Source organism: Bacillus cereus group sp. Bc010 (genome assembly GCF_027716745.1).
Classification (GTDB): domain Bacteria; phylum Bacillota; class Bacilli; order Bacillales; family Bacillaceae_G; genus Bacillus_A; species Bacillus_A pacificus.
Genome location: NZ_JAQFUY010000026.1, coordinates 1 through 25,493, shown reverse-complemented (window position 1 = coordinate 25,493; position 25,493 = coordinate 1). Strand labels below are relative to the sequence as shown.

Below are 25,493 nucleotides of genomic sequence, written 5' to 3'. Positions count from 1 at the left end.
TCCTTTAATAATGAAGCTTTCCTTTACAAAGAAGACTATTCTTAATGCAGTTCTAACTTTACTTCAATTTTCTTGCCGACATACCATAAAATAAAAATACCAATCGCTACAATGACTGATTTCACCGGATTATGAATAAATGACATTAAATCATGACCGATATACGTTAAAATAAAAATCATCACAAGCTTTCCGAACGCGAGCGCAAGGCCAAACTGTTTTACACTAATACGTGATAGACCAGCGACAACATTTATAAGCGCAGACGGTGTAAACGGAAAACAAAAGATGACGAAAATCGGCGCGAACCCTTTCCTTTCAATCCATCCCATTGCCTTTCGTACTTTCTCATGCTTATTCACAAAAGAAAAGAAACGACTTCGGCCAAAATGGCGGATTATGAAAAAAACAAGTAAGGCACCCATTACTGATCCAAGCCAAGAATAAAGAAAACCGAGCCAAAATCCAAATGCAACAGCATTCGCCAGTACAAATACGATAAGTGGCAATGCTGGAATTAGCGCCTCTATCATCGGTAGCCCAATACCAAGAAGTGGTCCGAACGCTTTATAACTTTCAACAATATGATCCATATTTTCTGGTGAAAAATACTCTTTGATTGTCTGAAAATCCATTCTACACTTTACCCCTTTACTCTAAGTACTACCTCTACTGTATCATTGCCTATATGAAAGAGGAAATGGTAGATACGACATATGGAGATGTAATTATTAAGTTTCCATATCTTTCATGAGAATTCCTTCATTATTATGCTATGATAATCTATCAATATTCGACAGGATATGAAGTTAATTTAGACAACGTACCCAGATTATCACTCAATGGTTATTATAAAAAAGAAGAAGATACAAAAAGTAATAATGAGTCTTTTTCATAAGAATAACCCTACTGCAAGTAAGGTTATTTCTACCTATACGAAAATAGGTAGCAGCGGATAATTATTTTACCTTCAAACAATTCCCCTTTTCTATTGGCTATTTCTTACAAGCAATCTTTTTAGCAAACGTACACTGTCAATCACAGTAAGTATTAACAAATACATAAAAGATAGTATTAATACTGTACTCCGAATAGGTAACATTCGAAATTTGTATAGAAACTTATCAATCATATATATATCTTGCTCATTCGTTATAGTTGCAGGAGTAAACATAAGATAATCTTTCCAATTATCTATCCAAGTTAAACTAACTGCGGAAAATTGTGTTATCCCTAACCATAAGTAAATAAAAATTGAGATAAGAATCATATATTGCAAACTATGCAATATCTTTCTTTGCTTCTTGCATTCAATAATTTGAAAAACAAGCAGTGTCAGTACGTACACAATCGATAGAAGAAATACTATGGTGACAACTGGTTGAATTGAAAAAGAAAATAGTAATTTATCAATTTCACTAATTTGACTATATTCTGTAGCATTTTGAGGCGTAAATATAAAATGTCGTTTGTCAGCCCCTATCATTAACTGACTGCCAACAAAACCAGTAAACATAAAGGTAAGCAATAATATAGGCACAACAAGAATATATTGCGCCCAAAATAACATAGTCCTTTTCAACATACCATCTCCTTTTTATACAGTATGAAAAAAATATTATGTACTTCACAAATGTAACATGATATATGTTCACACTATATTAAGTACATAGAGGAATTACCATTATATTGTAATTTTATATTATCGTAAGCCCTTAGAGAACAAAAAGTTTGTACATTTCTCTCGTTTGGTTTATAAATCTTACAACGTAAACTGGATATATATTGAAATCAAAAAGGATGAGTCACCCCATCCTTTTCCTCTCATACATCCTCTTCTCTAACAAAATACACTTTCTCATAAGCTGGTCTTAATGTTGATTCATCCCTTTGATCAACCTCTTTAAAACAAGGATTCCCTTGTTTTTTCCTACGATCTTCATACTCCGTCCGCAATTTCGCAGTACGATTTTGTTGATTTTCAAAACTAGTTTTTGATATCTCTAACTTCACCGCAAAGCCATTTATAAATCTAATAATAAGGTTTCCATCTTTTAATTCTTTATTGCTTTCAATATAAAAATGAGATAACCACGCGCACTCTTTTCTAGAATACGAATAGGTAGGGAAAAAATAAAGTTGATCGGTCGGACTAATTGCAATTGGTGCTTTATGTGTAATATGAGTTAACTCTTTCGTTCCTTCTTTTCTGCCTAAGAAACTAGAACCATGCTTGCGACAACTTCTTTCTATAATATCTAGAGGTTTTTGAAATACGAAAAAAGAGTCTTGCACCTCAACAACTCGCGTAACAATTTTCTTTTCACTGAGAATTACAGGAAGTAAGGCCATTGTATTTTTATTTACAACATAGTTTTCGACGTAGCGTTCTACTTTACTTTCCATATTCCACTATCTCCTTTTTTCTATTTATATTAGCAGCTGCATGTATAATTTTAGCATCTATGAAAAGGAAATGGCTTACAGATTCCGCTTTTTTACAATACTTTATTATTTGTCAAATACCTTTTAAATTATAAAATAAAAATATATCGCTTTTATAATAATAACCTATACAAAATATATTTATACTACCTATAAATATATACAACTACTTCCTCATTTCGCATCATTACGACAATTAACTTTGCTATAATAAAAATAAAAATCCACTATATGGAGGTCCACTATGGAAGAAAAAGAAAGCCAGCCAACAATTCAAATGAAAAATAGTAGTATTGTGATTGTGAAAAACTCAGCTAGTATTATATTTGGGCTATTTTTCATTCTCTTATTCTTTGCAAGGCCTTTTCGTAAATCGAAATGCTCTGAATGTAAAAAACGAGAGAAGAAAAAGGTTGAAAAAGAAAAGTAAAAGGCTTTCCATTTCGGAAAGCCTTTTACTCTTCTTCATATTTTCTTCCAAGTGTCCCTACACCCCTTTATTTTAATATTATTACATAGTAAAAACATGATAAAAAATTATCGACTACATTAAAAATACTTGCACGTGTTACCCGTTTTTATTTTTTATTAAGAACTTCAACTTTATACATCACTAGCAACTTTTTAACTCGTTAAATCTGCAATATAAGTTTTGTATATAATTCACTTCAAAACACAAAATATGTAAGTGATTATTTATGATTACATTAGTTTTTTATCTAATTCCAAAAAGGAGCTGTATAATATGGAGAAAAAAAGTCTATTAAGCCAACAGATTAATAGCGTCCCATCAGATGCTCTGAATACCCCTAGTAAGGAGCAAGAACAAATGTTAGAAACATCATCTCAAGACGAACAAACTTCTAACAACAACAATGCTAACAAAAAAGATGTTACTCAAAGCCTATATGGCGCAGATTTACCCATTTCAGATGTAGACAGAACAACAAATAAAGTGAACCTTTAATCAGTGGGGGTTTTGTTCATCCCCCACTGATTATCAGCCCTCACCAATCGGACTTTTACGGACAGTTGATCCCCCACCTAACTTCTTTGCTTCCACTGAATTTTGAGGTGGGGGTCTTACTGCCCGTTAACGCGGGATAAAAAATGAATTGTAAAGAAAAAAATTAAGAACAAATAAACTTAATACTTTCTTATTTATAAAGTGAAACTTTAATCAGCCCTCAACAATTGGGCGTTAACAGGGAGTTGGTCTCCCGCCGAATTTTAAGATGGAAAGACTTTCTCCACAACAAAAAAGGATGGCAGCTGCCATCCTTTTTCCATAATAAACTATAAAATTATAGTTTGATTACGTTTTTAGCTTGAGGTCCACGGTTACCTTCTTCGATTTCGAAGCTAACTTTTTGACCTTCTTCTAGAGATTTGAAACCTTCAGTTTCGATTGCAGAGAAGTGTACGAATACGTCGTTTTCGCCTGGAACTTCGATGAAACCGAAGCCTTTTTCGTTGTTAAACCATTTTACTTGTCCTGTTACTGCCATGATTATTTCCTCCTAAGAAAATACATTTTTTTAAATTTTTAGTTTTCCTATCTAAAAAAAGAATCCACACATTATCAAATACGAAACATAAACTAGTTCTCACATACTTTTTCTCGTTCGTTTTCAGCACTTGATAATATATGGATTGCTTAATTTAACTATTCAACTGACACTATCATAGCATACTTAAAATAAAATGTACAATCTTTTTTGAAAATAGAATTTCTAATTTTTAGTATTTCTTATAAAATATAATTATCTCTATTGTTGGTCTATTCACTATTTGGAATTGGATTTTTTAATCACAGGGGGAATTTTCACATGTCAAACTACGCCAAAGAAGAAAAGCTTACAGGGGGAAACGTCTCAAACGTATATCGTTCTAAAAATACTGTTCGACGAGAATTGAAGCCAGACAGTGCAAAAGTTCATAAGTTATTACAGCATTTAGAAAACAAAGGTTTTCATTACGCACCAAAGTTTTTAGGTATAGATGAGAAAAATAGAGAGATTTTATCTTTTATTGAAGGAGATGCTGGAAATTATCCTTTAAAAGAATATATGCGATCTAATGATGTGTTAAAAGAAATAGCAAAGATGCTTCGCCTTTATCATGATGCGGTAAGTGACTTTCCGTTATTAGATGATTGGAAACCTATGGACCATACCCCAAATAACATTGAGGTTTTATGCCACAATGATTTTGCTGTATATAACATTATATTTAATAACGAGAAACCAGTAGGTATTATTGATTTCGATGTTGCTGCTCCTGGCCCAAGAATTTGGGATATCGCTTATACGCTTTATACTTGTGTGCCTTTAAGTAGAGTGTATTATACGGAATCAGGCGAGGCAATTCGTTATGAATCAACACAACATGCTGATCATATAAAAGAAAGAGTGCAATTGTTTGTTCAGTCCTACGAGAAAAGTATGGACGAAGATTACTTAGGAATGGTACTACTACGCCTAGAAGCGTTATGTACGTATATGAAAAGAAAAGCGCAAGAAGGCGACTTGAATTTCCAAAGAATGATTGATGAAGGACATTTAGAGCATTATGAAAAAGATATGAAGTTTATTCGTGATCATGGAGCTGAGTGGATTTGATCATATTGTCTTTTTTTGTCGGTAAGTCGATATTTTTTGTCGAATCGTCGATATATTTGAAAAATCGTTGATATATTTTCATTTACTCTCGAATCGTGCGAAAAATAATAAGGGGCATCCTTCAAAAAGGGGCCCCTTCCTTTTATTTCGTAAATTGTGCTTCTTCTGTAGATCCTTTTAATGCTGTCGTTGATGAAGTACCACCTGTAATCACCTGTGCTACTTCATCAAAGTAACCTGTTCCTACTTCTCGTTGATGGCGAGTTGCAGAGTAGCCGTGTTTTTCTGCTGCGAATTCCGCTTGTTGTAGTTCAGAGTACGCTGCCATGCCGCGCTCTTTATAGCCGCGTGCTAATTCGAACATGCCGTAGTTTAATGAGTGGAATCCAGCAAGTGTTACGAACTGGAACTTATAACCGTAAGATGCGATTTCTTTTTGGAAGCTCGCAATTGTTTTCTCATCTAGTTTTTGTTTCCAGTTAAATGAAGGTGAACAGTTGTATGCAAGCAATTTCCCTGGATGTTCTTTATGAATTGCTTCCGCAAATCGTTTTGCATCTTCTAAATTTGGTTCAGACGTCTCGCACCAAACAAGGTCTGCATAAGGAGCGTATGCTAAACCACGTGCAATCGCTTGATCAAGGCCCGCCTTCGTACGATAAAATCCTTCTGGTGTTCTTTCTCCTGTAATAAACGCTTTATCAACCGGATCAATATCACTCGTAATTAAATCAGCTGCATCCGCATCTGTTCTTGCAACGATAATTGTCGGCACTCCCATTACGTCAGCAGCAAGGCGTGCTGAAATTAAATTACGTACCGCTGTTTGCGTCGGTAGTAATACTTTTCCGCCTAAATGCCCGCATTTTTTCTCTGAAGATAATTGATCTTCGAAGTGCACACCTGATGCACCTGCTTCAATCATACCTTTCATCAGCTCAAATACGTTTAATTGTCCGCCAAATCCAGCTTCTGCATCTGCTACAATTGGCACGAAATAATCTGTATCACCGCTTCCCTCCATATGCTGAATTTGATCCGCACGTTGAAGCGTTTGATTAATTCGTTTTACTACAGCAGGTACGCTGTTCGCTGGATATAAACTTTGGTCTGGATACATATGTCCAGAAAGGTTTGCATCTGCTGCTACTTGCCATCCACTTAAATAAATTGCTTTTAACCCAGCTTTTACTTGTTGCATCGCTTGGTTTCCTGTTAATGCGCCAAGTGCGTTAATATAATCTTCCGTATGAAGCGACGCCCAAAGCTTTTCAGCACCGCGGCGCGCTAATGTATGCTCAATATCAATTGATCCACGCAGGCGAATTACATCTTCTGCCGAATATGGACGTGTGATCCCTTTCCAACGCGTATCTAATTCCCAGCTCTCTTGTAATTTCTCGATTCTTTCGTTTTTCATTTGTTCCATCCCCTTTTCACTTTTTATAAAATTTCATAACCCGGTAATGTTAAAAATGGTACAAATTCATCATTCCGAACGAGATTTGTAAATAACGTTGTTGCCTCTTGGAATCTCCCTTTCTTAAAGGCTTCTTTACCAATCTCTCTTTCTATTTTTGCTAACTCTTCTTCTTTTAGCTCTTCCATTAATTCAAGTGTAATATTACGACCATCATTTAATTTTCCACCTTCATGGCGAATCCATTGCCATACTTGTGCCCTAGAAATTTCCGCTGTTGCTGCATCTTCCATTAAGTTATAAATTGGTGCTGCTCCCCGGCCGCTTAACCAAGATGCAATATATTGAATACCTACGCTAATATTCAGACGAAGACCCTCTTCTGTAATCGTTCCCACTGGTACTTCTAATAAATCCTTTTCTGTAACATGTATTTCTTCACGTTTTCTAAAAATTTGATTTGGCGTTTTCATAATGTGATTAAATACTTCCATCGCGACTGGTACAAGTCCCGGGTGGGCAACCCAAGTCCCATCATGACCGTCTAAAGCTTCGCGCTCCTTATCCGCACGCACTTTTTCAAAAGCTGCTTCATTCGCTTCTGGATTGTTTTTAATCGGAATTTGTGCTGCCATCCCTCCAATAGCTGGTGCATTACGGCGATGACAAGTTTGAATGACTTTCAAAGAATACGCGCGCATAAACGGCGCCGTCATCGTGACTTGCGCTCTATCAGGAAGTAAAAATTCATTATGATTACGGAAAGCTTTTAGAAAACTAAAAATATAATCCCATCTTCCGCAATTTAATCCAGCAGAATGATCTTTAAGCTCATACAAAATTTCCTCCATTTCAAACGAAGCGTGAATCGTTTCCAGTAACACCGTTGCTTTGATCGTTCCATTTGGAATACCAATATATTTTTGAGCAAATACGAAAACATCATTCCATAATCTTGCTTCTAAATAGCTTTCCATTTTCGGTAAGTAAAAGTATGGACCGCTTCCTTTTTCTAAAAGAGCTTTCGCATTATGGAAAAAATAAAGTCCGAAATCTACTAAACTACCAGACATATTTTTTCCATCAACTTGCATATGTTTTTCTTCTAAATGCCATCCCCTTGGACGCACAATTAATACAGCTGTTTTACTATTTAAACGATATTCTTTTCCGTTTTCATTTTTATGTGAAATCGTTCCCTTTACTGCATCTCGTAAGTTTATTTGACCTTCAATTGCATTTTCCCAAGTTGGTGAATTCGAATCTTCAAAATCCGCCATAAAAAGATGTGCTCCTGAATTTAAAGCGTTAATAACCATCTTTCTATCTACTGGACCAGTAATCTCTACGCGGCGATCCTCTAAATCTTTTGGCAATTTAGCAATTGTCCAATCCGCTTCACGTATGTGCTTCGTTTCTTCTAAAAACTTCGGAAACTCTCCTGCATCAATTTTCTGTTGTTTTTCCACACGTTTTTGTAAAAGTTCTATGCGGCGCTCATTGAAATTTTCATGTAGTTCCTTCAAAAAACTAAGCGCCTCAGGTGTCAATATTTCGTTGTACGCTGGTAACATTTCTCCCACGAGTGTAACCCGTGAAGTTTGCGTCGACATATTAGCATCCCCTTCTTAAACTGTTTTATAACAGATTTGATTTTATGTTTTATATTATATAACAAATCTTCAGAAAAGGAAGTTTTTTTTGAAAATTCATTTCGTTTTTTTTCAAAATGCCTTTCTTTCGCGCTTTATTCCATACAAAAAAGGCCACTGTTATACAACAATGACCTTTTTATACATTCTATTTTACTTATTTAATTATTGCTGTTCTTCTTTAGCACCATGCAACATTGCTTTGTATAAAAACTGTGCGTATTGTTCTCTTGTTACTTTCATAGATGGGCCAAATTTATTATCGCCAATTCCCGCTGTAATACCATTTGTTTGTATTGCACTAATTGCATTCTTTGCCCATGAATTTGCTGGAACATCATTAAACGTATGCGATCCCTTCGCCTGTAAATCAAAAGCATTCGTAAGAACTTGCGCCATTTCTGCACGAGTTAACGTTGCTTTCGGTCTAAAGTTTCCATGCTCGTCTCCCATGAAAATTTCTAGTTCCGTTAAAGCTAATATCTCTTCAATAAAGTTTGTTGAATTTTCATCAATATCTCCATATGGGTTTTCATATTCATCTTGTTCTTCTATATCAAACACACGATAAATTAGAGCTGCAACTTGTTCACGTGTTACGTCATCTCCAAAACCGAAAATTCCATCCCCATATCCAAATATAATTTCGTTTGCCGCTAAATTATGAATTGCTTCTTCTGACCAATGTCCTTTTGGTACATCTTTAAATACAATTGGATTTGTATTTTGTAGCGGTGCACTTTCCGCTTTTACATAATTACTCTCTGCTGAGAATAACACTCCACCCATAATTGTTAATGCCGTAGCTGTTTTTAATAATTTTTTACTCATCAAATTATCTCCCCAATATGTATATGTTTTTTTAAAAATATACATAACAAATGATATAGTGACAATAGATCTTTCGACAAATTTCGTGACATTTCTGTGAATCATATTACACATCATGTCTTTTTTACGGAGTTGATTATAAAGCTTATGTACAAAAATAAAAATACATAAAAACGAATAATAATTCTGATACGAACAAACAAAAAAGCACAAATAGTTCTATTTGTGCTTTCCTATTTCACTCTATTTCCAGTCCTCTTTCAAATGATAATTAATAATCGCATTGTTTATAAACTGAGCATATTGTTCTCTCGGTACAGGGCGATTTAAGTCATACATACCTTTTCCAGTTCCTGTCACAACCTGATTGGATTGCAGTGCACTAATTGCCTCTTCTGCCCAATGTCCTTTTGGTACATCTTTAAATGTATGCTTTTGTTTTGCTTTGAAAGTATATGCCTTTTGAAGTACTACTGCCATTTCAGCTCGAGTAATTGGCGCTTTCGGTCTAAAGTTTCCATTTGTATCACCTTTAAAAACGCCACGTTTTGTTAACGCTAAAATTTCCTTTTGAAAATCAGTTGAACTGCCAGAAATGTCTTTGTATGGATTCGCTATTGCCCCTTCGTCTTTCATTTCAAGTGTTTTGTAAATAACCCCAGCTACTTGTTCACGTGTTGTAAGGTCTCCAACATCGTACTTTCCATTTCCGTATCCAACTATAATTTTATTATAAGCTAAATCTAAAATAGCATCATATGCCCAAAATCCGTATGGAACATCATCAAATACAATCATTTCCGGATATTCTTCCGCTTTTACAGGGGCCACATTCGTCCCTGCAAATATACCACCTGCCATTGTCGCAATCATCATTACACCCAATATTTTTTTCTTCATTGTCCTCTCTCCCTATTTCCATTTTATGTTAAATAGAAAAATAATAGATAATACGAAGTTATCCATACTACATATGTAGTATTTTCAAATAAAATGAACTTCATTATTTCAGGAGTATTAATTTGTTGGTGAATGTAAGATAAAATGCACATCTTCTAGAAGGAACATTTCGATTACCTTTCTGCTTTATACCTCCTTCTTTCTTATTTCAAAAAGGAAGCTGTCACATCTAAGGTGTTATATATTAAAAATTCTACAATCTCTTTGTGAACTCCTTTACATTTTTAAATTTCACTTTATTAACACAAAAAGACGCAAATCGTATATAGTTGCTTCTTTTCAACATTATAAATTAGCACTTTCCTTCATCGATAATTCCTTCTCTGTTCCCTTGCGAAAAGTTAGCGCAATTCCTACAAATATAAGAACAATTCCTACTACTTGCATACTAGTCGGTCTAAACCCAGTAAAGACGGTATCTAATAGTATTGCAACCGCAGGATCTAAAAATACTAATACAGAAATCATTCTAGTAGATAAATCTCTTAAACTGTCAAAAAATAAGTAATATACAAATCCAGTATGTATAAGCCCTGTCGCTATAATCATCATCCAGTTCATCTCTGTTAATCCTTGAAACTTGCCAAAATCTACGAATGGCAGCAATAAAAATATACCTAAAAATGTTTGTAAAAATGTCATCGCATATGCGCTCGTATGCTGAATTCCTTTTCCTAGTAAAGTAGTAAAAGCATAAAATAGTGCCGCAAGTAGTGCCCATACCATGCCAGATGACATCAGTTTTTCAAGTGATAAACTTCCATCTACTCCAGCCACTAACACTGTACCGATAAAACAAATGACAATGGACAAAACAGCAAACATTGTAAGTCTCTCTTTAAATACGATACTACCAATCATTAATACGATAATGGGTGCTAGATGATAAACTGAAATTGCAATTGTAATCGACATAACTTCAAACGCTTTAAATAGAAATACCCAGTTAAAAACGAGAAATACACCGCATGCTAATATTTGCATGATTTCTTTTTTATTCCATTGCTCACTTTTATATTGTCCTGTTACGAGCCAACATAATGCTAAAAATATAGTCGCACAAATACAACGAACGAACACTAATTCAAAAGACGGTAAACCTGTTTGAACAGAGAAAAATCCAATTGATCCGAAAATAGACATCGAAAGGATCATTTTTATAGCCGGCATTGATTTTGAATGAAACAAAATATTAACCTCCTAAACATTTAACTGAATATTCCATATATTATACACTATAATTTTCCAAAACTCGAATAACGCATAAAAAAAGAAGCAGTACACTACCGCTTCTTTTCCTTTTCATATTGTTCAAACGTATGAATTCTTTCGAAAATTGGTGGATGTGTGTATAAGAAAAACTTCACTAACGCAGGAGGATTTACTTGGCTTAAACTCGTTTTTGATAAATATTGAAACGTTTTTACACCAGATTTCCCGTCCTTCGTCATGTCTAAAGCATATTGATCTGCTGCTCGTTCTTCTATACGAGAAACGTAGTTTGTTGCTGGTTGTGATACAAAAGAGAGGACAGAAGAAATTAAGAAAAATAAAGGTAAAATTGAGAAACATGCTGCTTTTGGAATTTGCAGCGTATCTCCCCATTTTCGAATACACATATTGATAATACGACTAATGAGGTACATCCCTATAAACGATAGCAACACATAACTCGCAACGCCCCAATAAATATGTTTCATAACATAATGCCCCATTTCATGGGCCATTATAAATAAAATCTCTTTATCTTTTAATTGTTTAAGCGTTGTATCCCACATTACAATACGTGAATTAGGTCCTATTCCTGTTACATATGCATTCAACGCATTCGTTTTTTCCGACATATTGACTTCATATACATGTTTTGCTGGAATATCGGCTTTGTCTGCCATCGCTAAAATTTTCGTTTCTAACTCTTTATTTTTTAGCGTCGAAAAGTCGTCATACAGTGGATCAATCACGACAGGCTGTATGAATGTTAAAAAGATTGTAAATGGAACAGAGAGTGCCCAGCCTGCTAACCACCATCTCTTCGGGAATTTGCGAATAAGCCAGAGAAGAACCGTAACTACAATTAACATAGTTGCATAACTTTCCCAAAAACCGATAACATGATCTTTTATCCAGCTTTGTGTACTTTGCGTTGAAATGCCGTAATCAACGGAAATTTTTCGGCTAATCCATTGCATCGGCAAGGCAAGAACTGTTGTAAGTAATGATAAATAAAAGAAATAAATCGCAACTTGCAGGACACTTATTTTCGTCGTTTCCTTCGACCATTTCTCAAACTTTTTTGAAATACCGAGCACAAGTACAAATAATAAAATAATCCATTCAAGAGGCGTCGCTAAAAAATACAGTAAATTTTTCACGCACGAATAATCTTGGCTTAGCGTAAGCTCTCTTGCATTCATAAACGTTTCTGGATCTGCACTCGTTCCTTTGTACATGTCAGGAATTAGTTCATGATTCCATCCAAATAAATACCAATATATAAATAACGCAAACCCAACGTACAAAAAAAGCGACCACCCGATAACCTTCCTCACGCTATTCCCTCCTCTATGCTGCCTGTCTATTATTATTGTAAGTTCGTACATGCTAAATTAGAACAAGCTTATTACGCGAATTGCTCGAGATCCTTTTATTTACATAAAAAAACTCTTCTACATAAAGAAGAGTTTTACCTACCTTTTGACACTTTATTCGGTTCATACTCTGGGATAAGAAACGTACTTACAACCCAGCTTTTATATAGCGTATATATTCATAGTCTTGAAAAAATAAAGTCGTTACAATAAGCGTAAAAAATCCAATTAAAACTAGTACATATCCTATTTGCTTCTTAGATAACATAACGTGCCTCTTTAAGGAAGTACATCCATTAATAAGCTAAAATCTTGTAAAGAAAAAGAACTATATTTCATAATACCTTGTACAGCTAAAAGTAAAATAAGACCGGTCACACACATATAATTAACGCTTTCTTCACTCTTTTTTTCAGCAACTACGCCGCCACTAATACATAAAATCCCTAGCAAATGAAGTGCTAAATACATAAAGAAATAAGCTTCCTCCCAGCGAAGAATAACGTTGACTGTCGTTATTAGCACAATACTAAGCACAATCAAATAAAAAAACTTATTTGATGATATTGTTTCATTCATATAATTTTATACATCCCTTTCAAATTTAGAATGAATGATGCTTCAAAGCTATAAAGTAAATGATTGTTTTCATACTATAAAGTGAAACTTTAATCAGTGGGGGTTTTCTTCATCCCCCACTGATTATTAGTTGAACCAATCGGACTTTTATGGGCAGCCCGCCCCCCACCTAACTTCTTTGCTTTCGCTGCATTTTGAGTTGGGGGTCTTACTGCCCATTAAAGTGGGGTAAAACAAAAGGAAAGCCACTATTACTTTCTCGAATATTTTATGAACCCACATATACTTCTCTTCATTTTTTCTGAAGATGCGCTTCATCATTTCTTCTACTATTAGACCAAATATTAGTAAAACCCCTAGCACAATAAGAAGAGAAATACTCCGGAAACACAATCGTATCTACTACAGGTTGAAGTCAATGACAAACGCTTTTATCACACATATCTGTAATAGACGCAGCATCTATAATGTCTTTCAATATTTTTTCAACCGTCTTCTTCATCTCATTTACTCCCCACGACGTCTGAAAAGCTTTTTTCCTGCTCTACATATATAGCGGGCATTTCTTTACTCCAATATTTGCGGTTAACAAATAAAAAGATGAGTACTAGGTTTAATCCTGTTATAAAAATAATAAGTCCTGGAAAGAACGTCGTATAATTTGAGAAATCTGCAAAACTCATTATCTCTTCTTTATTTATTAAAAAAGAAGCACCGATTACAAATGCATTGTTTAACATGTGAATAGCAATTGGCATGAGTAAACTATTCGTACGAATATATACGATTGATAGTACAACGCTAAATACAATTGCACCTAGGAAATCAACGTGTAACAATGCAAACAATATTGCTACAACAATGATCGCTATACTCGTTCCCCATTTTGCTGCGAAGCGTTGCAGTAAAAATCCGCGAAAAACAAATTCCCCAATAATTGGTGCGATGAATACGACCATAATAACTTGATAAACATATCCTCCAGTGCTATCCATAATCGGTTCGCGTAATGCGTTCATAATAAATGTCGGTGTAATCCATGCAAAGCTATACATGTACAAAATAAGATATCCATAACTAAACACGCATAACATGATCGTAATGTATAAAACTTGCATCAGGTTAAATGTTTCATTTCTATTAATAAATAATGAAAATGCAACACGGTGTTTTTTATACTCAAAAAAAATCCACGTAATCGGCAGAATATAGAATATAAGAATATTTATAAAAGTAGAATTTTGCATATGAAATGTATTTTCTATCAATTCATTACTGGCTCTTGCAACTACAGTTAATAGTGCAAATACAATTAAAAAATATCTAGCTCGCATCGTTTGAAACGGATTCACACTCATCTCCTCCCCTATGTTACTTTTATCATATCATTTGATTCTTAATTTTTTGAGAAAGAAAACCTTAAAATTCCCTTAAAAATTCCATAAGTTACCGAAAAATGATATGATATTCGAGGAAATTAGGAGGGATTTTTTATGTATGAAGCAAATATTTTGCTCGTTGATGATGAAACAGCAATTTTACAATTACTAACTACCATTCTTGAAAAAGAAGGTTTTTCTCATATTACAACTGCAACATCAGCTGAAATAGCTTTATCTCTCACAGAGCAAAACGATTACGACTTAATTATTTTAGATGTCATGCTTCCTGGACAATCTGGTTTTGATATTTGTCCCATCATTCGACAGAAAACAGATTGCCCTATCTTCTTCCTCACAGCTAAAGCATCTGATTTAGATAAAATATCTGGATTTGCACACGGTGCAGATGATTATATTACGAAGCCATTTAATCCACTTGAAGTAGTAGCTCGTATGAAAGCACAACTCCGAAGACATATGAAGCAAGTAATGACACATGAACAAAAAGCACACTCTAGTTCATTTGGTAGATTTGCAATTGATCGCGATTCCGCAGAACTGACAGTGAATGGACATGTTGTCGAATGTTCTGCTCAGCTATTTCAGCTATTACTCTTCTTTTGCGAGAATCCGAACTACGTATTTTCGAAAGAAGAAATATACGAAAAAGTTTGGGGAGCACCTGCCTACAATGGCGATGACAATACTGTTATGGTTCACATTCGAAAACTACGTGAAAAAATTGAACAAGACCCAAGTAAACCAGAATATATAAAAACCGTTCGCGGACTTGGCTATAAGTTCATTACAAAGTAGGGTGACGATATGAACTTTAATAAACGACTTATTATCCAGTTTATTCTGCAACACGTATTTGTTTTAGTTACATTACTAATTGCTGTAGTAGCTGCTTTCACTTATTTAATTTTTCTTGTTACTAGTACTTCATATGAACCGAATATTCCAGATGCTGATAATTTTATGATTGCAAGATATATCTCTTCAGAAGATGGCGATATTTCGTTAAAAACTGAAGTAAAAGACTTAATGAAAGAGAAAAATGATTGGATTCAAGTTGTAGAGGAAAACGGAAAAGTTCTCTATCACTTTAATACACCTAGTGACGTACCGACATCTTATACGAAGGCATCTTTATTCTCATATATACAGAATCACATAGAAAGCCCTTATACATTTACGTATTGGGAAATTGAATTAGAAGACAAGAATGTGCTTGTTATTTATGGCAGTATGTTAAAAAGCAATGAATTACTAAAAACAATCCAGAAAACGCACCCTTCTGTATCTACAGATTCGTTCACATTAACAGAAGAAGAACAGCATTTACTTACTAAAGAAAAAGCAACACTTCAAATCTTTAATAGCGTTGGCGAAGAAGTATTCTCCTATCCAAACGGAAAGAAAAAAACATTTTCTGTTATACAAGCCGCTCTTAGTGAAAAAGAACCGTGGAATCATAAAGAAAACACGTCTAGCTTTTATGACACAAATAGCAATCATCTCCTTGTTGTAACTGCCAAAAATGAGCACTACTACCCAGATGATGAAATAGAAGATGTATTTACTAAAAAGTTTCTAATCGGATGCGGATTAATCCTCCTTATCGTATTTGTTTATTTAGTCATTCTTTCTATTTGGTACGGTAATAAATTTGGAAAACCGTTATTACATGCGATGCGCTGGCTTAAAAACATCGCTGGCGGAAAGTACGAAGAACCTGTTAGTAAAAAAGGGAAACCTATCAGATTCAGGCGATCTGGTAAAGAAAAATGGTCATTCCGCTTGTTTCGAGATGTTACAAGTTCACTAGAGCACCTTTCTATTACACTCCAAAAAAATGATGCGATGAGGCAAGTACTGCAGCAAACACGTGAGGAATGGATTACCGGTCTCACACATGATTTAAAAACACCACTAAGCTCTATATACGGCTATGCTTTATTACTAGAATCACAGCAATACAACTGGACTGATCGTGACATTCAACAATTCGGTAGTGTTATGAAAGAGAAATCTCAATATATGACGACATTAATTGATGATTTAAGCTTAACGTATCAATTAAAAAATAACAGTCTTCCTGCGCAACACGTAAATATTGAAATGAATCAATTCGTTCAAAAAGTATTATTACAATTCATTAATAATCCGACACTTCAAAATCAAAATATTGAATTTGTACCAAGCTCAAACAAAATTCAATATTTCATTGAAGAAAAATGGTTCCAGCGTATTATCGAAAACTTACTCGTAAACGCGGTAAAACATAATAACGAAACGACTAATGTCATCGTAAAACTTTCGCAAAATGAAAATTCATTTACACTATCTATTTCCGATAACGGAAAAGGAATGGATGATAAAACGAAAGAGCTTCTATTTGAGCGATATTACAGAGGAACAAATACAGAAGAAAGCAACATCGGAACGGGACTTGGCCTCGCTATTACGAAACAGCTCGTTCATGCTCATAACGGAACGATTTCTATCGATAGCGAACTAGGAAAAGGAACAACAATTATACTTGTGTTTCCGTTTCGTTCATAGAAAAGACGCTATGTGGCGTCTTTTCTTTTTTCTATTCTGGGAGAATTCAGCGATAAATGAAATGATGTAGACCATCTTTATGAGTTGTTTTAGCGGTATATGAAATTATATCGGCGATTTTGCGAATATATCGGCGCAACTCGAATTATATCGGCGATTTTTCAAATATATCGGCGCAAATCAAAATATATCAGCGATTTTCTGAATATATCGACTTACCGACAAAAATCGACAAAAATAGCACCCCATCTTATATGCAAAGCTCCTGAAAAACAACGATTCCGCCCGCGCCAATTGAAATTTTACGAAATAAAAAAGCGAGCCATTTCTCAATGACTCGCCCTCACTCTATTATTTTTTCTTCACCGGTATCCAAAGTTCCACTTGAGCGAACTCACTTTTATCTTCGTGGCAACGCTCATCGTATAGTTCAAACTCTGTAACGCCGCAATGTTCATAGCCTGAATGGGGGAACCATTCTGAGAATACTGCGTTCCACGTTTGGTGAATAGACGATACCATTTCTTCATGAGGAACTTTCGGCGTTGTAAATACTGCATATGTAGCCGATGGGAACGTACGCTTCGCAATTCCATCTGATACATTTTCAAAGTCTGTAACTTCCATTCCAATAATATACGTGAAGTCCCCTGTTTCTAAATTAAAATCAGTACATAATCCAAGCTCTACCCATTGGCTCGTATCTTTACGATTCGGAATTGTCGTTCCAAGATCTTTTTGTAAATATTCTTGCCAAAATGCTGGAATGTCTTGATGGTTTTTCCCTTCTTTACTTGTCGTCTTCAGTTCATAACCCGCCACTAAAAATTCTGGTTTATTTACAATACGATATTCCATTTGTATGCCTCCTAAATACGGATTTAATTTTCTTTGCTTTACATTCACGCTGTAATACATCGGTGTTTCTATTTCTTGCTTTCGATATTCACTCGGTGTCATTTGAAATAATTTTTTAAAGGCTCTCGTGAACGTTTCGTGAGATTGAAAGCCATGCTCAAATGCGATATCAATAATTTTTTCATTCGTATGAGAAAGTTGATAAGCTGCCCGGGCTAACCTCCTCTTTCGAACGTACTCCATTACTGTATCACCTACTAACGCCTGAAATACACGATGAAAATGCGATTCAGAAAAACCTGCAATACGCGCTAAATTACGCAGCGTCTGTTTTTCCATTACATCTTCCTCAATATAATCAATGGACCTTTGAATTTGTGTTTCATAGCTTTCCATCTCTGTTCACCCGCCTTATATGTATTATGATAAAAGAGAATCTTATCCAATTCTTGACGTTTTTTACTATAATTTTAAAAACAAATGTAACTTTTTTATATGTATTTCGTTGTTATGTATGAAGGGAGGGAAATTAGTGAAACGCAAACAATCATTAGAAGACATTTATACAGAGCATATGCATGATTTATTTCGCTATCTTCTCTCCCTCACCGGAGATTCTCATTTTGCTGAAGATCTCATGCAAGAAACCTTTTACCGAATGCTCGTCCATATTGACTATTATAAAGGAGAAGAAATTAGGCCGTGGTTATTTACGATCGCCTACAACGCCTTTATCGATTGGTATCGAAAAGAGAAAAAATATAAAACAACTACAGTAGAAGAATTCCATTTACCAAACGTGCCAAGTACAGAGCATGAATATTTTGTAAAACATGAGATTGCTAGTTGGTTAGACAGTTTATCTTCTCTTCCGCTTGAAAGACGAAATGTCCTGTTACTACGAGATTACTACGGATTCTCGTATAAGGAAATAGCAGAAATGACCGGTCTCTCATTAGCGAAAGTGAAAATTGAATTACACCGCGGACGGAAAGAAGCAAGAAACATAGAGGAGTGATACAGATGGGTTGTGCAGCATTTAAAAAATTATGGGAGAAGTACGAAAATGGAACGCTCACGCATGATGAACAGGAGCTGTTAGAAAGTCATATTGAAACATGTGAAGAGTGTGAAGCTTACTTAGATGAGTTGCTTTTGAAGAATGAACCAATAAAGAAAAAACTACCACCACAAAATCTGAAAGTCCCGTTTTGGAAAATAAAATGGAAACAACGTTGGCAAACCGTTAGTTTTGTCCTTGCTGTTTGTATAGCAATCTATTTTGTCGGTCATTTTTCGTCTTCTCTTTACTTCTATAATATGAAAAAGTTAGCCGAAGTAAATGAGATTCCAGCACTCGCACTAGAAGCAACCATTCCAAATAGTCATTCCGCTGGAGGCAGTACAAAAATCAAACCCTTTTTCCGTACAGAAAATGAAATGAATTTAGTTAAAACTGTCGGCAAAAAAGAAGTTCAATTCGGTACCGTAACAACGAAAAGCTTCTTATCGTCTGTAACTGTTACAAGTAAATCTTGGGCAAACAAATTGAATTACTCTAATCTTTATTTTGTTCATCCAAAAATAAAACAAGGTGATCACTTAAAAGAATCGTCTAAAAAAGTTTGGGATACACTTGCAAAAGTACATGATGGAACCGTTGCTGAAGTAGCTATTTCTTTTGACAAACCATATACGTTAAAGGAAATAGAATCCATACTATATAGCGTATTTGAAGCGCAAGAAATGCCACCAACTCCTGTATGGTACGCTTTAGACACAGGACAAGAGAGAATAGATGAGGAAGATTTCATCCTACATGGCGGAGAGGCTATCGGATTTCCAGAACATATAAACCTCCCTGATAGTGAAGCAGAACGACCGAAGACAAAAGAAGATGAAGTAATCGAAATGATGCGCATTCTTTCTGAGCATAAAAAAACTGTAAGCAAAACTACTTGGACTCCTGAAAAAGAGCTGAACTTAGATAAACGTTATGAGTATGTAAAAGATAACGGCGTAAAAGTATATGGAATTGTCATTACAGGCCCGTCGAAAGAGTTATTAAAATTACAAAACTCGCCTCACGTTCGTTATGCGACTCTTGGAGATATTGAGGTTTGGAATTGGTTTGATCAGTGATGTAGGAAAAGTAGAGCATCTAGAGGTGATGCTCTACTTTTTTAATCCGAAACCACCTTCACATACATCCCTCTCACCGCTTTTTCATAAGCAATCTCACTCATCTTCCTTATGTTTTCTGACACAACAGACGATGGAACGACTTCCCCTTCACGAAGTAACGACGGATCAATAAGACGGACTTTATTGTTCTGATATAAATCATAATCATTTCTATCTTCTTTTACTTTTACATTCGGATGAACTTTGCTTACTAAAGCATGTACTTCCGGATCACTACATTGCTGCAATTTCGAAATTAGCTCATCATCTTCAAGAAGAAAATCATCTGCGTGAATAACCTTTTTGTGTAGAGCTAACTTTAGCGTTTTTGCTAACATATCATTTCCGTAACTATTCATTGGTTGCATAAAGAAATCGATGACTTCTTTGTAATACGTTTCTGTAAACCACTCTGCCATTTCGATGTTTTGAAGGACCATTTTTCCGTTTACTTCAATTACATCTTCTAAAAAACTGTGAGCTTCTTCTAAAGAAATATACCCATATGTATACATATCTCGTAACGTATAATCCACTCGATCTGCGCATAATTCGGGCGCTGATCTTTCCAACAACGTCCACTTCGAATCATCTAACAAAATCTCTTCATAGTTATAGCCATACTTCGCAAGAATCGCTGGAATTTCTGAGTGTTTCACAACAGAACTAAATATCTCTTCATGATAACTTTCATTTCTATTATCAAAAACGTAATCAACCACATGGGAGAAAGCAGTATGCGATACATCGTGCAGTAAACCTGCAATTTGCTCTTCTACTGAACCACCTAGCTTTTTAACTAACAACATAACACCAACTGAATGATCAAAGCGCGTTACATTCCATTCCTTGTTCACTAAATAACTTGCGCCAGTTTGATGAATACCTTTTAGTCTTTGCACAGACTTACTTAAGATTAATTCTTCTACTACTGGATCCACTTTAAATTCTCCGTATAGTATATCTGATATGATCACTTATAATCCCCCTCTATCTTAGCCGCCTCTTATAATCGTACCTCTTTTATAAAATCAACACTAACAAAAGTTTTAAATCCTAATATATTGATATTAAATTAAAAATATTGTATATTATACATGTCTGTTATTTGTTTTAATTCATTTATTTTTATTGAGTGCTCCTTATATGGAGCCTTTTTTTATTTGTAAAAATAGAGAGCCATTAGCTCTCTATTACATACACTTATTCAAACGTAACATCCACCTGTACAACCTCAGATCTACTTCCAAGTCTAAGCGGCGGTCCCCAAAATCCGAAACCAGAAGAAACAATTGCGTGGAATGCACCTTTTTGTGCGTATCCCCAATCTAGTTCGTACATTCTTCTCGTTACAATATGATTGGGCGCCATTTGTCCGCGGTGCGTATGACCGGATAATAGTAAATCTACGCCAGCATCCGCTGCTTGTTTTAACTCGAATGGTTGATGATCCATTGCGATAACTGGCATCGTTTTATCTACCGCACTCATAAGATTTTCAAAACTTTGGCGATCTCGCTCAGTTTTATCTCTTCTTCCAACGAGATAAAACTGATCTTCAATTGTAATTACTTCATCTAATAAAATGCGAATATCAATCTTATCCATCTCTTGTATAAATTCTGGAACTGCTCGCCCGTAATATTCGTGGTTTCCTAACACACCATATACGCCTAGTGGAGCTTTCATCTGTTTCATAATATGTCCCATATTTTTTTGAATGAACACACCTGGATGATCATCGATAATATCTCCTGGCAGTAAAATAATATCAGGCTCCATTTCATTTACATGATGGACAAGTCTTTTTAAATGCGAAACGCCAGACAATTTACCAAAATGCATATCAGAAGCCATCGCAATGCGTAAGCTTTTACGTCCCTCTACTTTTTTCGGTATGTGCACCTCGTATTTTCTTACTACCGGGCTATATGCGTTGAATACTCCGTACGCAAAGATTAAAATAAATGCAGCTAACACAGCCGCCCCTGTCCAAATAATTGCCGCTTCTTTCCCCACTGAAAACTGTAAAAGAAAGACCATAATATTAGCTAAAGGCAATAGCATAAGCGCGTATTGTATAATCGCAAACCAAATCGAACCTATCGTTCGTAGAAATGGCAAAAACTTAAACACTTGCACGAGAATGTACGCATATGAAATGAAGCCAACAACGAAAGCGTAATATCCCCAAGACTCCCAGCCAAATACCGTATGAAGCCAAACCCATCCGTTCCAGCCGATGTAAAACATAAGTAGTGTGTATACAAGTAACATAGTAAATATATTGAAATAACGACGATTCTTCACAGCGTGCCTCCTTATGTATTTCTTCTATTATATCTTGTTATGCACGTTAAACGTAAATATTAAGCACTGCAATCTTCACAATAAAAACCCCTAATTGCTAGACGCAAATCTAACAATCAGAGGTGCAATGCAAAACAACATTCCTTTTACAGATTTTCGTTATAGAAACTTGTTAATTTTTCAACCGCAATTTTTACTGGTTCTGGTTGATCATATAAATCGTAGTGACTCGCACCTTCCACAACAAGTAAATCTTTCTTCTCTGAGGCTGCTTTCTCATAAAGCTCATGACCATCTTTATAAGAACCGAATGCGCCTTGCTTGCTGCCGACAATAATTTGCAGCGGCTGCGTTAATAACGTATCTGCTAAATGGAACGCATCAAAACCAATTACCGATCCCATACTTGTAAAGTTTAATTTGTTTGGAGAGTTCACACTTTGACCTCGCGGCGTTGTGTAATACTCAACCGCTTCTACAATATCTATATCCGTCATACCTGCTGCCGCTAACTCTTCCTGATTTTTAGGAATCCAATTTGTAATCATTTCTTCTGCTCCGCGCGCTTCAGCAGTACGTTGTTTACCAATTGCCTCTAACACACCAATCGGGTTAGACTCACGATTTAAACGGCCGATATTTGCACCAACAACTGTACCAACCGCTTTAATACGGCGCTCTGTCATCGCAGCATTTACCGCATAACCACCGCCTGCACAAACCCCTAACACACCGATACGTTCTTCATCTATATAAGGTAGGGTAGTTACATAATCTACCGCTGAGCGAATATCCTCAACACGCGCAGCTGGTTCCTCAATATATCTCGGTGCCCCTTCACTTTCACCTTGATATGATGCATCGAATGCAAGCGTTACATAACCTTGTTCTGCTAACTTTTCCGCATACAATCCTGCTGTTTGATCTTTACAGCTACTACCTGGATGCACACAAACAATCGCTGCATTTTGTTTCTTTTCCTCAGCACCTTCAGGAATGTTCAAAATACCTGCAACTTGTAAACCTCTTGCATAAAATCGTACATTTTTCTTCGTAACTGCCATATATAAAACCACCTTTATCTCATTTTTAATTTTACACTTGTGAGAGTTATTACTCACGTGTATATTTATAATAAAGCGAGCAACCACTTGTTTCAATGACCATATTTACGCATTTGGGTCATAATACACACATACAGAAATATGTGTATCAACAACGGAGGAACACCATATGGAGAAAATCGATCGAAGAATTATAAAATCACAAAACGCCATTCAATCGGCATTTATAGAAATGTTAATTACAGATGGTTTCGACGAAATTACAGTAAAAAACATTACCGAAAAAGCAAACATCGGGCGAAAAACTTTTTACTTACATTATCTAGATAAGTACAATTTATTAGATAAAATTGTGGACGATCATTTAGACCAATTAAAAGAAATATGCTATGAGAAACAAAACAAAGGATTTATAGAAGGAACGATCATATGGTTTGAATACTTCAAAGAACATAAACCATTTTTCGCGGCGTTATTTAAAAGTAACAGCACATTATCATTTCAAAAAAAATTATTAACTTTCATCATGGGTGAAATAGAGAAAAAGTTAAACACAAACACATCAATAAATAAAAACATCGATAAACACATCATTTTAAAATTTTTAGGAACGGCTGTAATGGGCATTTTAGAATCTTACGTGTTAAACGAAATTGATAGTGATGTTGAGTATGTTGCGACGCAAGTTGGGGAGTTGATGAGGAGGAATATATAACGGTTATGAAAAAGCGCACCCAGATTGTTGAGTGCGCTTTTTTATCACCTCATATATTAATTGTATCAACATAATACAGCCTATCATCCATCTGAAAATACATAACAGATCCGCGGCTATAATAAGCAACAAATTGAATCGGTTCTCCTAGTTCATTACGAAGATTCACATCATGCACATGATTATTATTTAAATCATAAACAACCAACTTTTTATCTTAAGTAATGAACACTACTTTATCTTGAGCAACCGCAAAACTTTCTGACCATATTTCCATAGTTACCTTTATTTCATTCCACGACATATGAAATTTTTTATCTTTCATTTGAACTAAAGGATATTCTGAATAATAGAGCCAAACGTCTCCATCTAGCACATTTATTGCATAACAATCAGCTATATAAGATATTTATAAAAAAGAAAAGCCGATATCAGCTCTTCTTTCTACAAATTATTTTTCATTTAATTTTCACCATCCATTTCCTCTGCTGTCCCAGGTTAAAATTCTTTTAGTTTTTTTCAATATCTCTACTTTTTTCTCCATATAAATATCCCTTTTTACTAAAAAAGATGTTTTACACTCCCCTCTAGAAATATATTGCTCCAATGCTATTTGTCATCATAGAGTGTAAATGAATTAGCGGGGAATTGTTGTGTAAAATTAGAAGTATTGAGTTGTTCTATTGGTTCTTGAGATGTTTGTTTCATGTGTCGTTTTTCAAATGCTAATTGTATCCTTTGTAGCATAATATGTGCTGTAATAATAGTCAGGATGAAAAATGTAATAGGAACCATTGGAATCCAAGGTTGAACGGAGAGGGAACGAAAATAGAGACCAATTAAACCTGACCATTCATTGCTAACTGACTCAGCTTCATTTCCGTAGAAAAGAATTGTACCACCAAAAAATAATTCTAAAATACCAAAATGAGAGAAAATGATTAAAGTTTGTACAAATTGTTGCATCATGACAATGATTAGAATAGGAAATATATTTGGAAATATGTGTTTTATAGCGAGATGAAATTTGCTTCCTCCTAATATTGTAGCAGCTTCTATAAATTCTTCGTTCAGTATCTTTTTTGTCTCTTTTGCAAAATAAAATATAAGAACGGGTAAAGCGAGAATGACTAAGACTACGATTTCAAAGGATGCTCGTTCAAAGAAAGAGGGAGCTGGAGACCCGTTTTGAAAACGCAATACTGTATCAAGAATAAAGTAACCAATGAGGGTCATTGGACATGCCCATCAACTTAAGAACGAAAACAAAATGAACTTTCGTTCAAACAAACTAAAAAACACGTAATGTACTTTTG

At 35.1% G+C, this 25,493-nt stretch carries 26 protein-coding genes and 2 pseudogenes; 8 read left to right on the top strand and 20 right to left on the bottom strand.

Annotation, left to right across the window (positions count from 1 at the left end; all coding sequences use genetic code 11):
* Positions 1-41: 41 nt before the first annotated feature.
* From PDQ68_RS21825 to PDQ68_RS21815, 3 genes are all read right to left on the bottom strand, one after another.
* Complete coding sequence (locus tag PDQ68_RS21825) at positions 42-635, bottom strand: TVP38/TMEM64 family protein (RefSeq protein ID WP_000347516.1); 594 nt, start codon at positions 633-635, stop codon at positions 42-44.
* 353 nt (positions 636-988) lie between these two features.
* Complete coding sequence (locus tag PDQ68_RS21820; protein WP_029141079.1) at positions 989-1,585, bottom strand: DUF4306 domain-containing protein; 597 nt, start codon at positions 1,583-1,585, stop codon at positions 989-991.
* A gap of 239 nt (positions 1,586-1,824) precedes the next feature.
* Positions 1,825-2,406: a competence protein ComK gene (locus PDQ68_RS21815; RefSeq protein ID WP_061183254.1), complete on the bottom strand. Its 582-nt coding sequence runs from the start codon at positions 2,404-2,406 to the stop codon at positions 1,825-1,827.
* A gap of 283 nt (positions 2,407-2,689) precedes the next feature.
* On the opposite strand from PDQ68_RS21815, the gene PDQ68_RS21810 reads away from it, so the two are divergent.
* Entirely contained in the window at positions 2,690-2,875 is a 186-nt protein-coding gene (locus PDQ68_RS21810) for a hypothetical protein (protein ID WP_000391455.1), read from the top strand.
* 315 nt (positions 2,876-3,190) lie between these two features.
* The gene (locus tag PDQ68_RS21805; protein ID WP_000412680.1) at positions 3,191-3,412 is read left to right on the top strand and encodes a hypothetical protein; all 222 of its coding nucleotides are present in this window, start codon (positions 3,191-3,193) and stop codon (positions 3,410-3,412) included.
* Between the two features lie 337 nt (positions 3,413-3,749).
* Here PDQ68_RS21805 and cspA read toward each other — a convergent pair whose 3' ends face one another.
* On the bottom strand, positions 3,750-3,953 hold the full coding sequence (gene cspA, locus PDQ68_RS21800) for an RNA chaperone/antiterminator CspA (RefSeq protein ID WP_000301522.1): 204 nt from the start codon (positions 3,951-3,953) through the stop codon (positions 3,750-3,752).
* A 321-nt stretch (positions 3,954-4,274) separates the two neighbouring features.
* On the opposite strand from cspA, the gene PDQ68_RS21795 reads away from it, so the two are divergent.
* Positions 4,275-5,066 (top strand): phosphotransferase, encoded by a 792-nt coding sequence (locus tag PDQ68_RS21795; RefSeq protein ID WP_061183255.1) that lies wholly within the window; start codon positions 4,275-4,277, stop codon positions 5,064-5,066.
* Between the two features lie 142 nt (positions 5,067-5,208).
* Here the strand turns inward: PDQ68_RS21795 and aceA are convergent, their stop codons facing one another.
* The 10 genes and pseudogenes from aceA to PDQ68_RS21745 form a co-directional block, all read right to left on the bottom strand.
* Positions 5,209-6,486 (bottom strand): isocitrate lyase, encoded by a 1,278-nt coding sequence (gene aceA / locus PDQ68_RS21790; protein WP_000787356.1) that lies wholly within the window; start codon positions 6,484-6,486, stop codon positions 5,209-5,211.
* A 23-nt stretch (positions 6,487-6,509) separates the two neighbouring features.
* The gene (gene aceB, locus PDQ68_RS21785) at positions 6,510-8,099 is read right to left on the bottom strand and encodes a malate synthase A (RefSeq protein ID WP_061183256.1); all 1,590 of its coding nucleotides are present in this window, start codon (positions 8,097-8,099) and stop codon (positions 6,510-6,512) included.
* A gap of 204 nt (positions 8,100-8,303) precedes the next feature.
* Positions 8,304-9,074, bottom strand: a complete 771-nt coding sequence (locus tag PDQ68_RS21780; RefSeq protein WP_162839807.1) for an S-layer homology domain-containing protein — start codon at positions 9,072-9,074, stop codon at positions 8,304-8,306.
* Positions 9,075-9,212: 138 nt separating this feature from the next.
* Positions 9,213-9,869 carry an S-layer homology domain-containing protein gene (locus PDQ68_RS21775; RefSeq protein ID WP_061183257.1) on the bottom strand — a complete coding sequence of 219 codons (657 nt, stop codon included), beginning with the start codon at positions 9,867-9,869 and terminating at the stop codon, positions 9,213-9,215.
* A gap of 345 nt (positions 9,870-10,214) precedes the next feature.
* Positions 10,215-11,117, bottom strand: a complete 903-nt coding sequence (locus tag PDQ68_RS21770) for a DMT family transporter (protein ID WP_270786957.1) — start codon at positions 11,115-11,117, stop codon at positions 10,215-10,217.
* Positions 11,118-11,212: 95 nt separating this feature from the next.
* Positions 11,213-12,478 (bottom strand): M48 family metallopeptidase, encoded by a 1,266-nt coding sequence (locus PDQ68_RS21765; RefSeq protein WP_061183259.1) that lies wholly within the window; start codon positions 12,476-12,478, stop codon positions 11,213-11,215.
* A gap of 187 nt (positions 12,479-12,665) precedes the next feature.
* A complete protein-coding gene (locus tag PDQ68_RS21760) occupies positions 12,666-12,785 on the bottom strand; it encodes a Trifolitoxin immunity domain protein (RefSeq protein ID WP_162531936.1) in 120 nt (39 codons plus the stop codon).
* Positions 12,786-12,796: 11 nt separating this feature from the next.
* Complete coding sequence (locus tag PDQ68_RS21755; protein ID WP_001006054.1) at positions 12,797-13,096, bottom strand: hypothetical protein; 300 nt, start codon at positions 13,094-13,096, stop codon at positions 12,797-12,799.
* Between the two features lie 147 nt (positions 13,097-13,243).
* Positions 13,244-13,598: pseudogene (locus tag PDQ68_RS21750) on the bottom strand (hypothetical protein).
* Position 13,599: 1 nt separating this feature from the next.
* A complete protein-coding gene (locus PDQ68_RS21745) occupies positions 13,600-14,448 on the bottom strand; it encodes a CPBP family intramembrane glutamic endopeptidase (protein WP_061183260.1) in 849 nt (282 codons plus the stop codon).
* A gap of 141 nt (positions 14,449-14,589) precedes the next feature.
* On the opposite strand from PDQ68_RS21745, the gene PDQ68_RS21740 reads away from it, so the two are divergent.
* Both PDQ68_RS21740 and PDQ68_RS21735 read left to right on the top strand, forming a co-directional pair.
* Positions 14,590-15,294, top strand: a complete 705-nt coding sequence (locus PDQ68_RS21740; protein ID WP_000272683.1) for a response regulator transcription factor — start codon at positions 14,590-14,592, stop codon at positions 15,292-15,294.
* Positions 15,295-15,303: 9 nt separating this feature from the next.
* A complete protein-coding gene (locus tag PDQ68_RS21735) occupies positions 15,304-17,046 on the top strand; it encodes a sensor histidine kinase (RefSeq protein ID WP_016716771.1) in 1,743 nt (580 codons plus the stop codon).
* 351 nt (positions 17,047-17,397) lie between these two features.
* On the opposite strand, the gene PDQ68_RS21730 is transcribed toward PDQ68_RS21735, so the two are convergent.
* On the bottom strand, positions 17,398-18,300 hold the full coding sequence (locus PDQ68_RS21730; RefSeq protein WP_061183261.1) for an AraC family transcriptional regulator: 903 nt from the start codon (positions 18,298-18,300) through the stop codon (positions 17,398-17,400).
* A gap of 118 nt (positions 18,301-18,418) precedes the next feature.
* Between PDQ68_RS21730 and PDQ68_RS21725 the strand changes: the two genes are divergently transcribed.
* Both PDQ68_RS21725 and PDQ68_RS21720 read left to right on the top strand, forming a co-directional pair.
* Positions 18,419-18,922, top strand: coding sequence for an RNA polymerase sigma factor (locus tag PDQ68_RS21725; RefSeq protein WP_153016934.1), 504 nt, complete (start codon positions 18,419-18,421; stop codon positions 18,920-18,922).
* Positions 18,923-18,927: 5 nt separating this feature from the next.
* Positions 18,928-20,046, top strand: a complete 1,119-nt coding sequence (locus PDQ68_RS21720) for an anti-sigma factor (RefSeq protein WP_061183263.1) — start codon at positions 18,928-18,930, stop codon at positions 20,044-20,046.
* Positions 20,047-20,087: 41 nt separating this feature from the next.
* On the opposite strand, the gene PDQ68_RS21715 is transcribed toward PDQ68_RS21720, so the two are convergent.
* The 3 genes from PDQ68_RS21715 to PDQ68_RS21705 form a co-directional block, all read right to left on the bottom strand.
* A complete protein-coding gene (locus PDQ68_RS21715; protein WP_061183264.1) occupies positions 20,088-21,065 on the bottom strand; it encodes an HD domain-containing protein in 978 nt (325 codons plus the stop codon).
* A 226-nt stretch (positions 21,066-21,291) separates the two neighbouring features.
* On the bottom strand, positions 21,292-22,398 hold the full coding sequence (locus PDQ68_RS21710) for a metallophosphoesterase (protein ID WP_061183265.1): 1,107 nt from the start codon (positions 22,396-22,398) through the stop codon (positions 21,292-21,294).
* Between the two features lie 146 nt (positions 22,399-22,544).
* Positions 22,545-23,462, bottom strand: a complete 918-nt coding sequence (locus tag PDQ68_RS21705) for an alpha/beta hydrolase (protein WP_061183266.1) — start codon at positions 23,460-23,462, stop codon at positions 22,545-22,547.
* Positions 23,463-23,631: 169 nt separating this feature from the next.
* Here PDQ68_RS21705 and PDQ68_RS21700 point away from each other — a divergent pair, with 169 nt between their 5' ends.
* Positions 23,632-24,177 carry a TetR/AcrR family transcriptional regulator gene (locus tag PDQ68_RS21700; protein WP_000411002.1) on the top strand — a complete coding sequence of 182 codons (546 nt, stop codon included), beginning with the start codon at positions 23,632-23,634 and terminating at the stop codon, positions 24,175-24,177.
* Between the two features lie 49 nt (positions 24,178-24,226).
* Here the strand turns inward: PDQ68_RS21700 and PDQ68_RS28900 are convergent.
* Both PDQ68_RS28900 and PDQ68_RS21690 read right to left on the bottom strand, forming a co-directional pair.
* A pseudogene (locus PDQ68_RS28900) lies at positions 24,227-24,577 on the bottom strand (hypothetical protein); the annotation flags it as partial.
* A 209-nt stretch (positions 24,578-24,786) separates the two neighbouring features.
* The gene (locus PDQ68_RS21690; RefSeq protein ID WP_270786955.1) at positions 24,787-25,413 is read right to left on the bottom strand and encodes an ABC transporter permease subunit; all 627 of its coding nucleotides are present in this window, start codon (positions 25,411-25,413) and stop codon (positions 24,787-24,789) included.
* Positions 25,414-25,493: the final 80 nt, after the last annotated feature.

Bases quoted from the DNA above. Each gene is read 5' to 3' on its own strand.
- PDQ68_RS21780 (WP_162839807.1), bottom strand. From the start codon at position 9,074: ATGATTCACAGAAATGTCACGAAATTTGTCGAAAGATCTATTGTCACT.
- PDQ68_RS21795 (WP_061183255.1), top strand. From the start codon at position 4,275: ATGTCAAACTACGCCAAAGAAGAAAAGCTTACAGGGGGAAACGTCTCA.
- PDQ68_RS21735 (WP_016716771.1), top strand. From the start codon at position 15,304: ATGAACTTTAATAAACGACTTATTATCCAGTTTATTCTGCAACACGTA.
- PDQ68_RS21760 (WP_162531936.1), bottom strand. From the start codon at position 12,785: ATGTTATCTAAGAAGCAAATAGGATATGTACTAGTTTTAATTGGATTT.
- PDQ68_RS21740 (WP_000272683.1), top strand. From the start codon at position 14,590: ATGTATGAAGCAAATATTTTGCTCGTTGATGATGAAACAGCAATTTTA.
- cspA (WP_000301522.1), bottom strand. From the start codon at position 3,953: ATGGCAGTAACAGGACAAGTAAAATGGTTTAACAACGAAAAAGGCTTC.
- PDQ68_RS21720 (WP_061183263.1), top strand. From the start codon at position 18,928: ATGGGTTGTGCAGCATTTAAAAAATTATGGGAGAAGTACGAAAATGGA.
- PDQ68_RS21815 (WP_061183254.1), bottom strand. From the start codon at position 2,406: ATGGAAAGTAAAGTAGAACGCTACGTCGAAAACTATGTTGTAAATAAA.
- PDQ68_RS21775 (WP_061183257.1), bottom strand. From the start codon at position 9,869: ATGAAGAAAAAAATATTGGGTGTAATGATGATTGCGACAATGGCAGGT.
- PDQ68_RS21825 (WP_000347516.1), bottom strand. From the start codon at position 635: ATGGATTTTCAGACAATCAAAGAGTATTTTTCACCAGAAAATATGGAT.
- PDQ68_RS21805 (WP_000412680.1), top strand. From the start codon at position 3,191: ATGGAGAAAAAAAGTCTATTAAGCCAACAGATTAATAGCGTCCCATCA.
- PDQ68_RS21730 (WP_061183261.1), bottom strand. From the start codon at position 18,300: ATGGAAAGCTATGAAACACAAATTCAAAGGTCCATTGATTATATTGAG.
- PDQ68_RS21725 (WP_153016934.1), top strand. From the start codon at position 18,419: ATGAAGGGAGGGAAATTAGTGAAACGCAAACAATCATTAGAAGACATT.
- PDQ68_RS21820 (WP_029141079.1), bottom strand. From the start codon at position 1,585: ATGTTGAAAAGGACTATGTTATTTTGGGCGCAATATATTCTTGTTGTG.
- PDQ68_RS21700 (WP_000411002.1), top strand. From the start codon at position 23,632: ATGGAGAAAATCGATCGAAGAATTATAAAATCACAAAACGCCATTCAA.
- aceA (WP_000787356.1), bottom strand. From the start codon at position 6,486: ATGAAAAACGAAAGAATCGAGAAATTACAAGAGAGCTGGGAATTAGAT.
- aceB (WP_061183256.1), bottom strand. From the start codon at position 8,099: ATGTCGACGCAAACTTCACGGGTTACACTCGTGGGAGAAATGTTACCA.
- PDQ68_RS21810 (WP_000391455.1), top strand. From the start codon at position 2,690: ATGGAAGAAAAAGAAAGCCAGCCAACAATTCAAATGAAAAATAGTAGT.
- PDQ68_RS21690 (WP_270786955.1), bottom strand. From the start codon at position 25,413: ATGACCCTCATTGGTTACTTTATTCTTGATACAGTATTGCGTTTTCAA.
- PDQ68_RS21705 (WP_061183266.1), bottom strand. From the start codon at position 23,462: ATGGCAGTTACGAAGAAAAATGTACGATTTTATGCAAGAGGTTTACAA.
- PDQ68_RS21755 (WP_001006054.1), bottom strand. From the start codon at position 13,096: ATGAATGAAACAATATCATCAAATAAGTTTTTTTATTTGATTGTGCTT.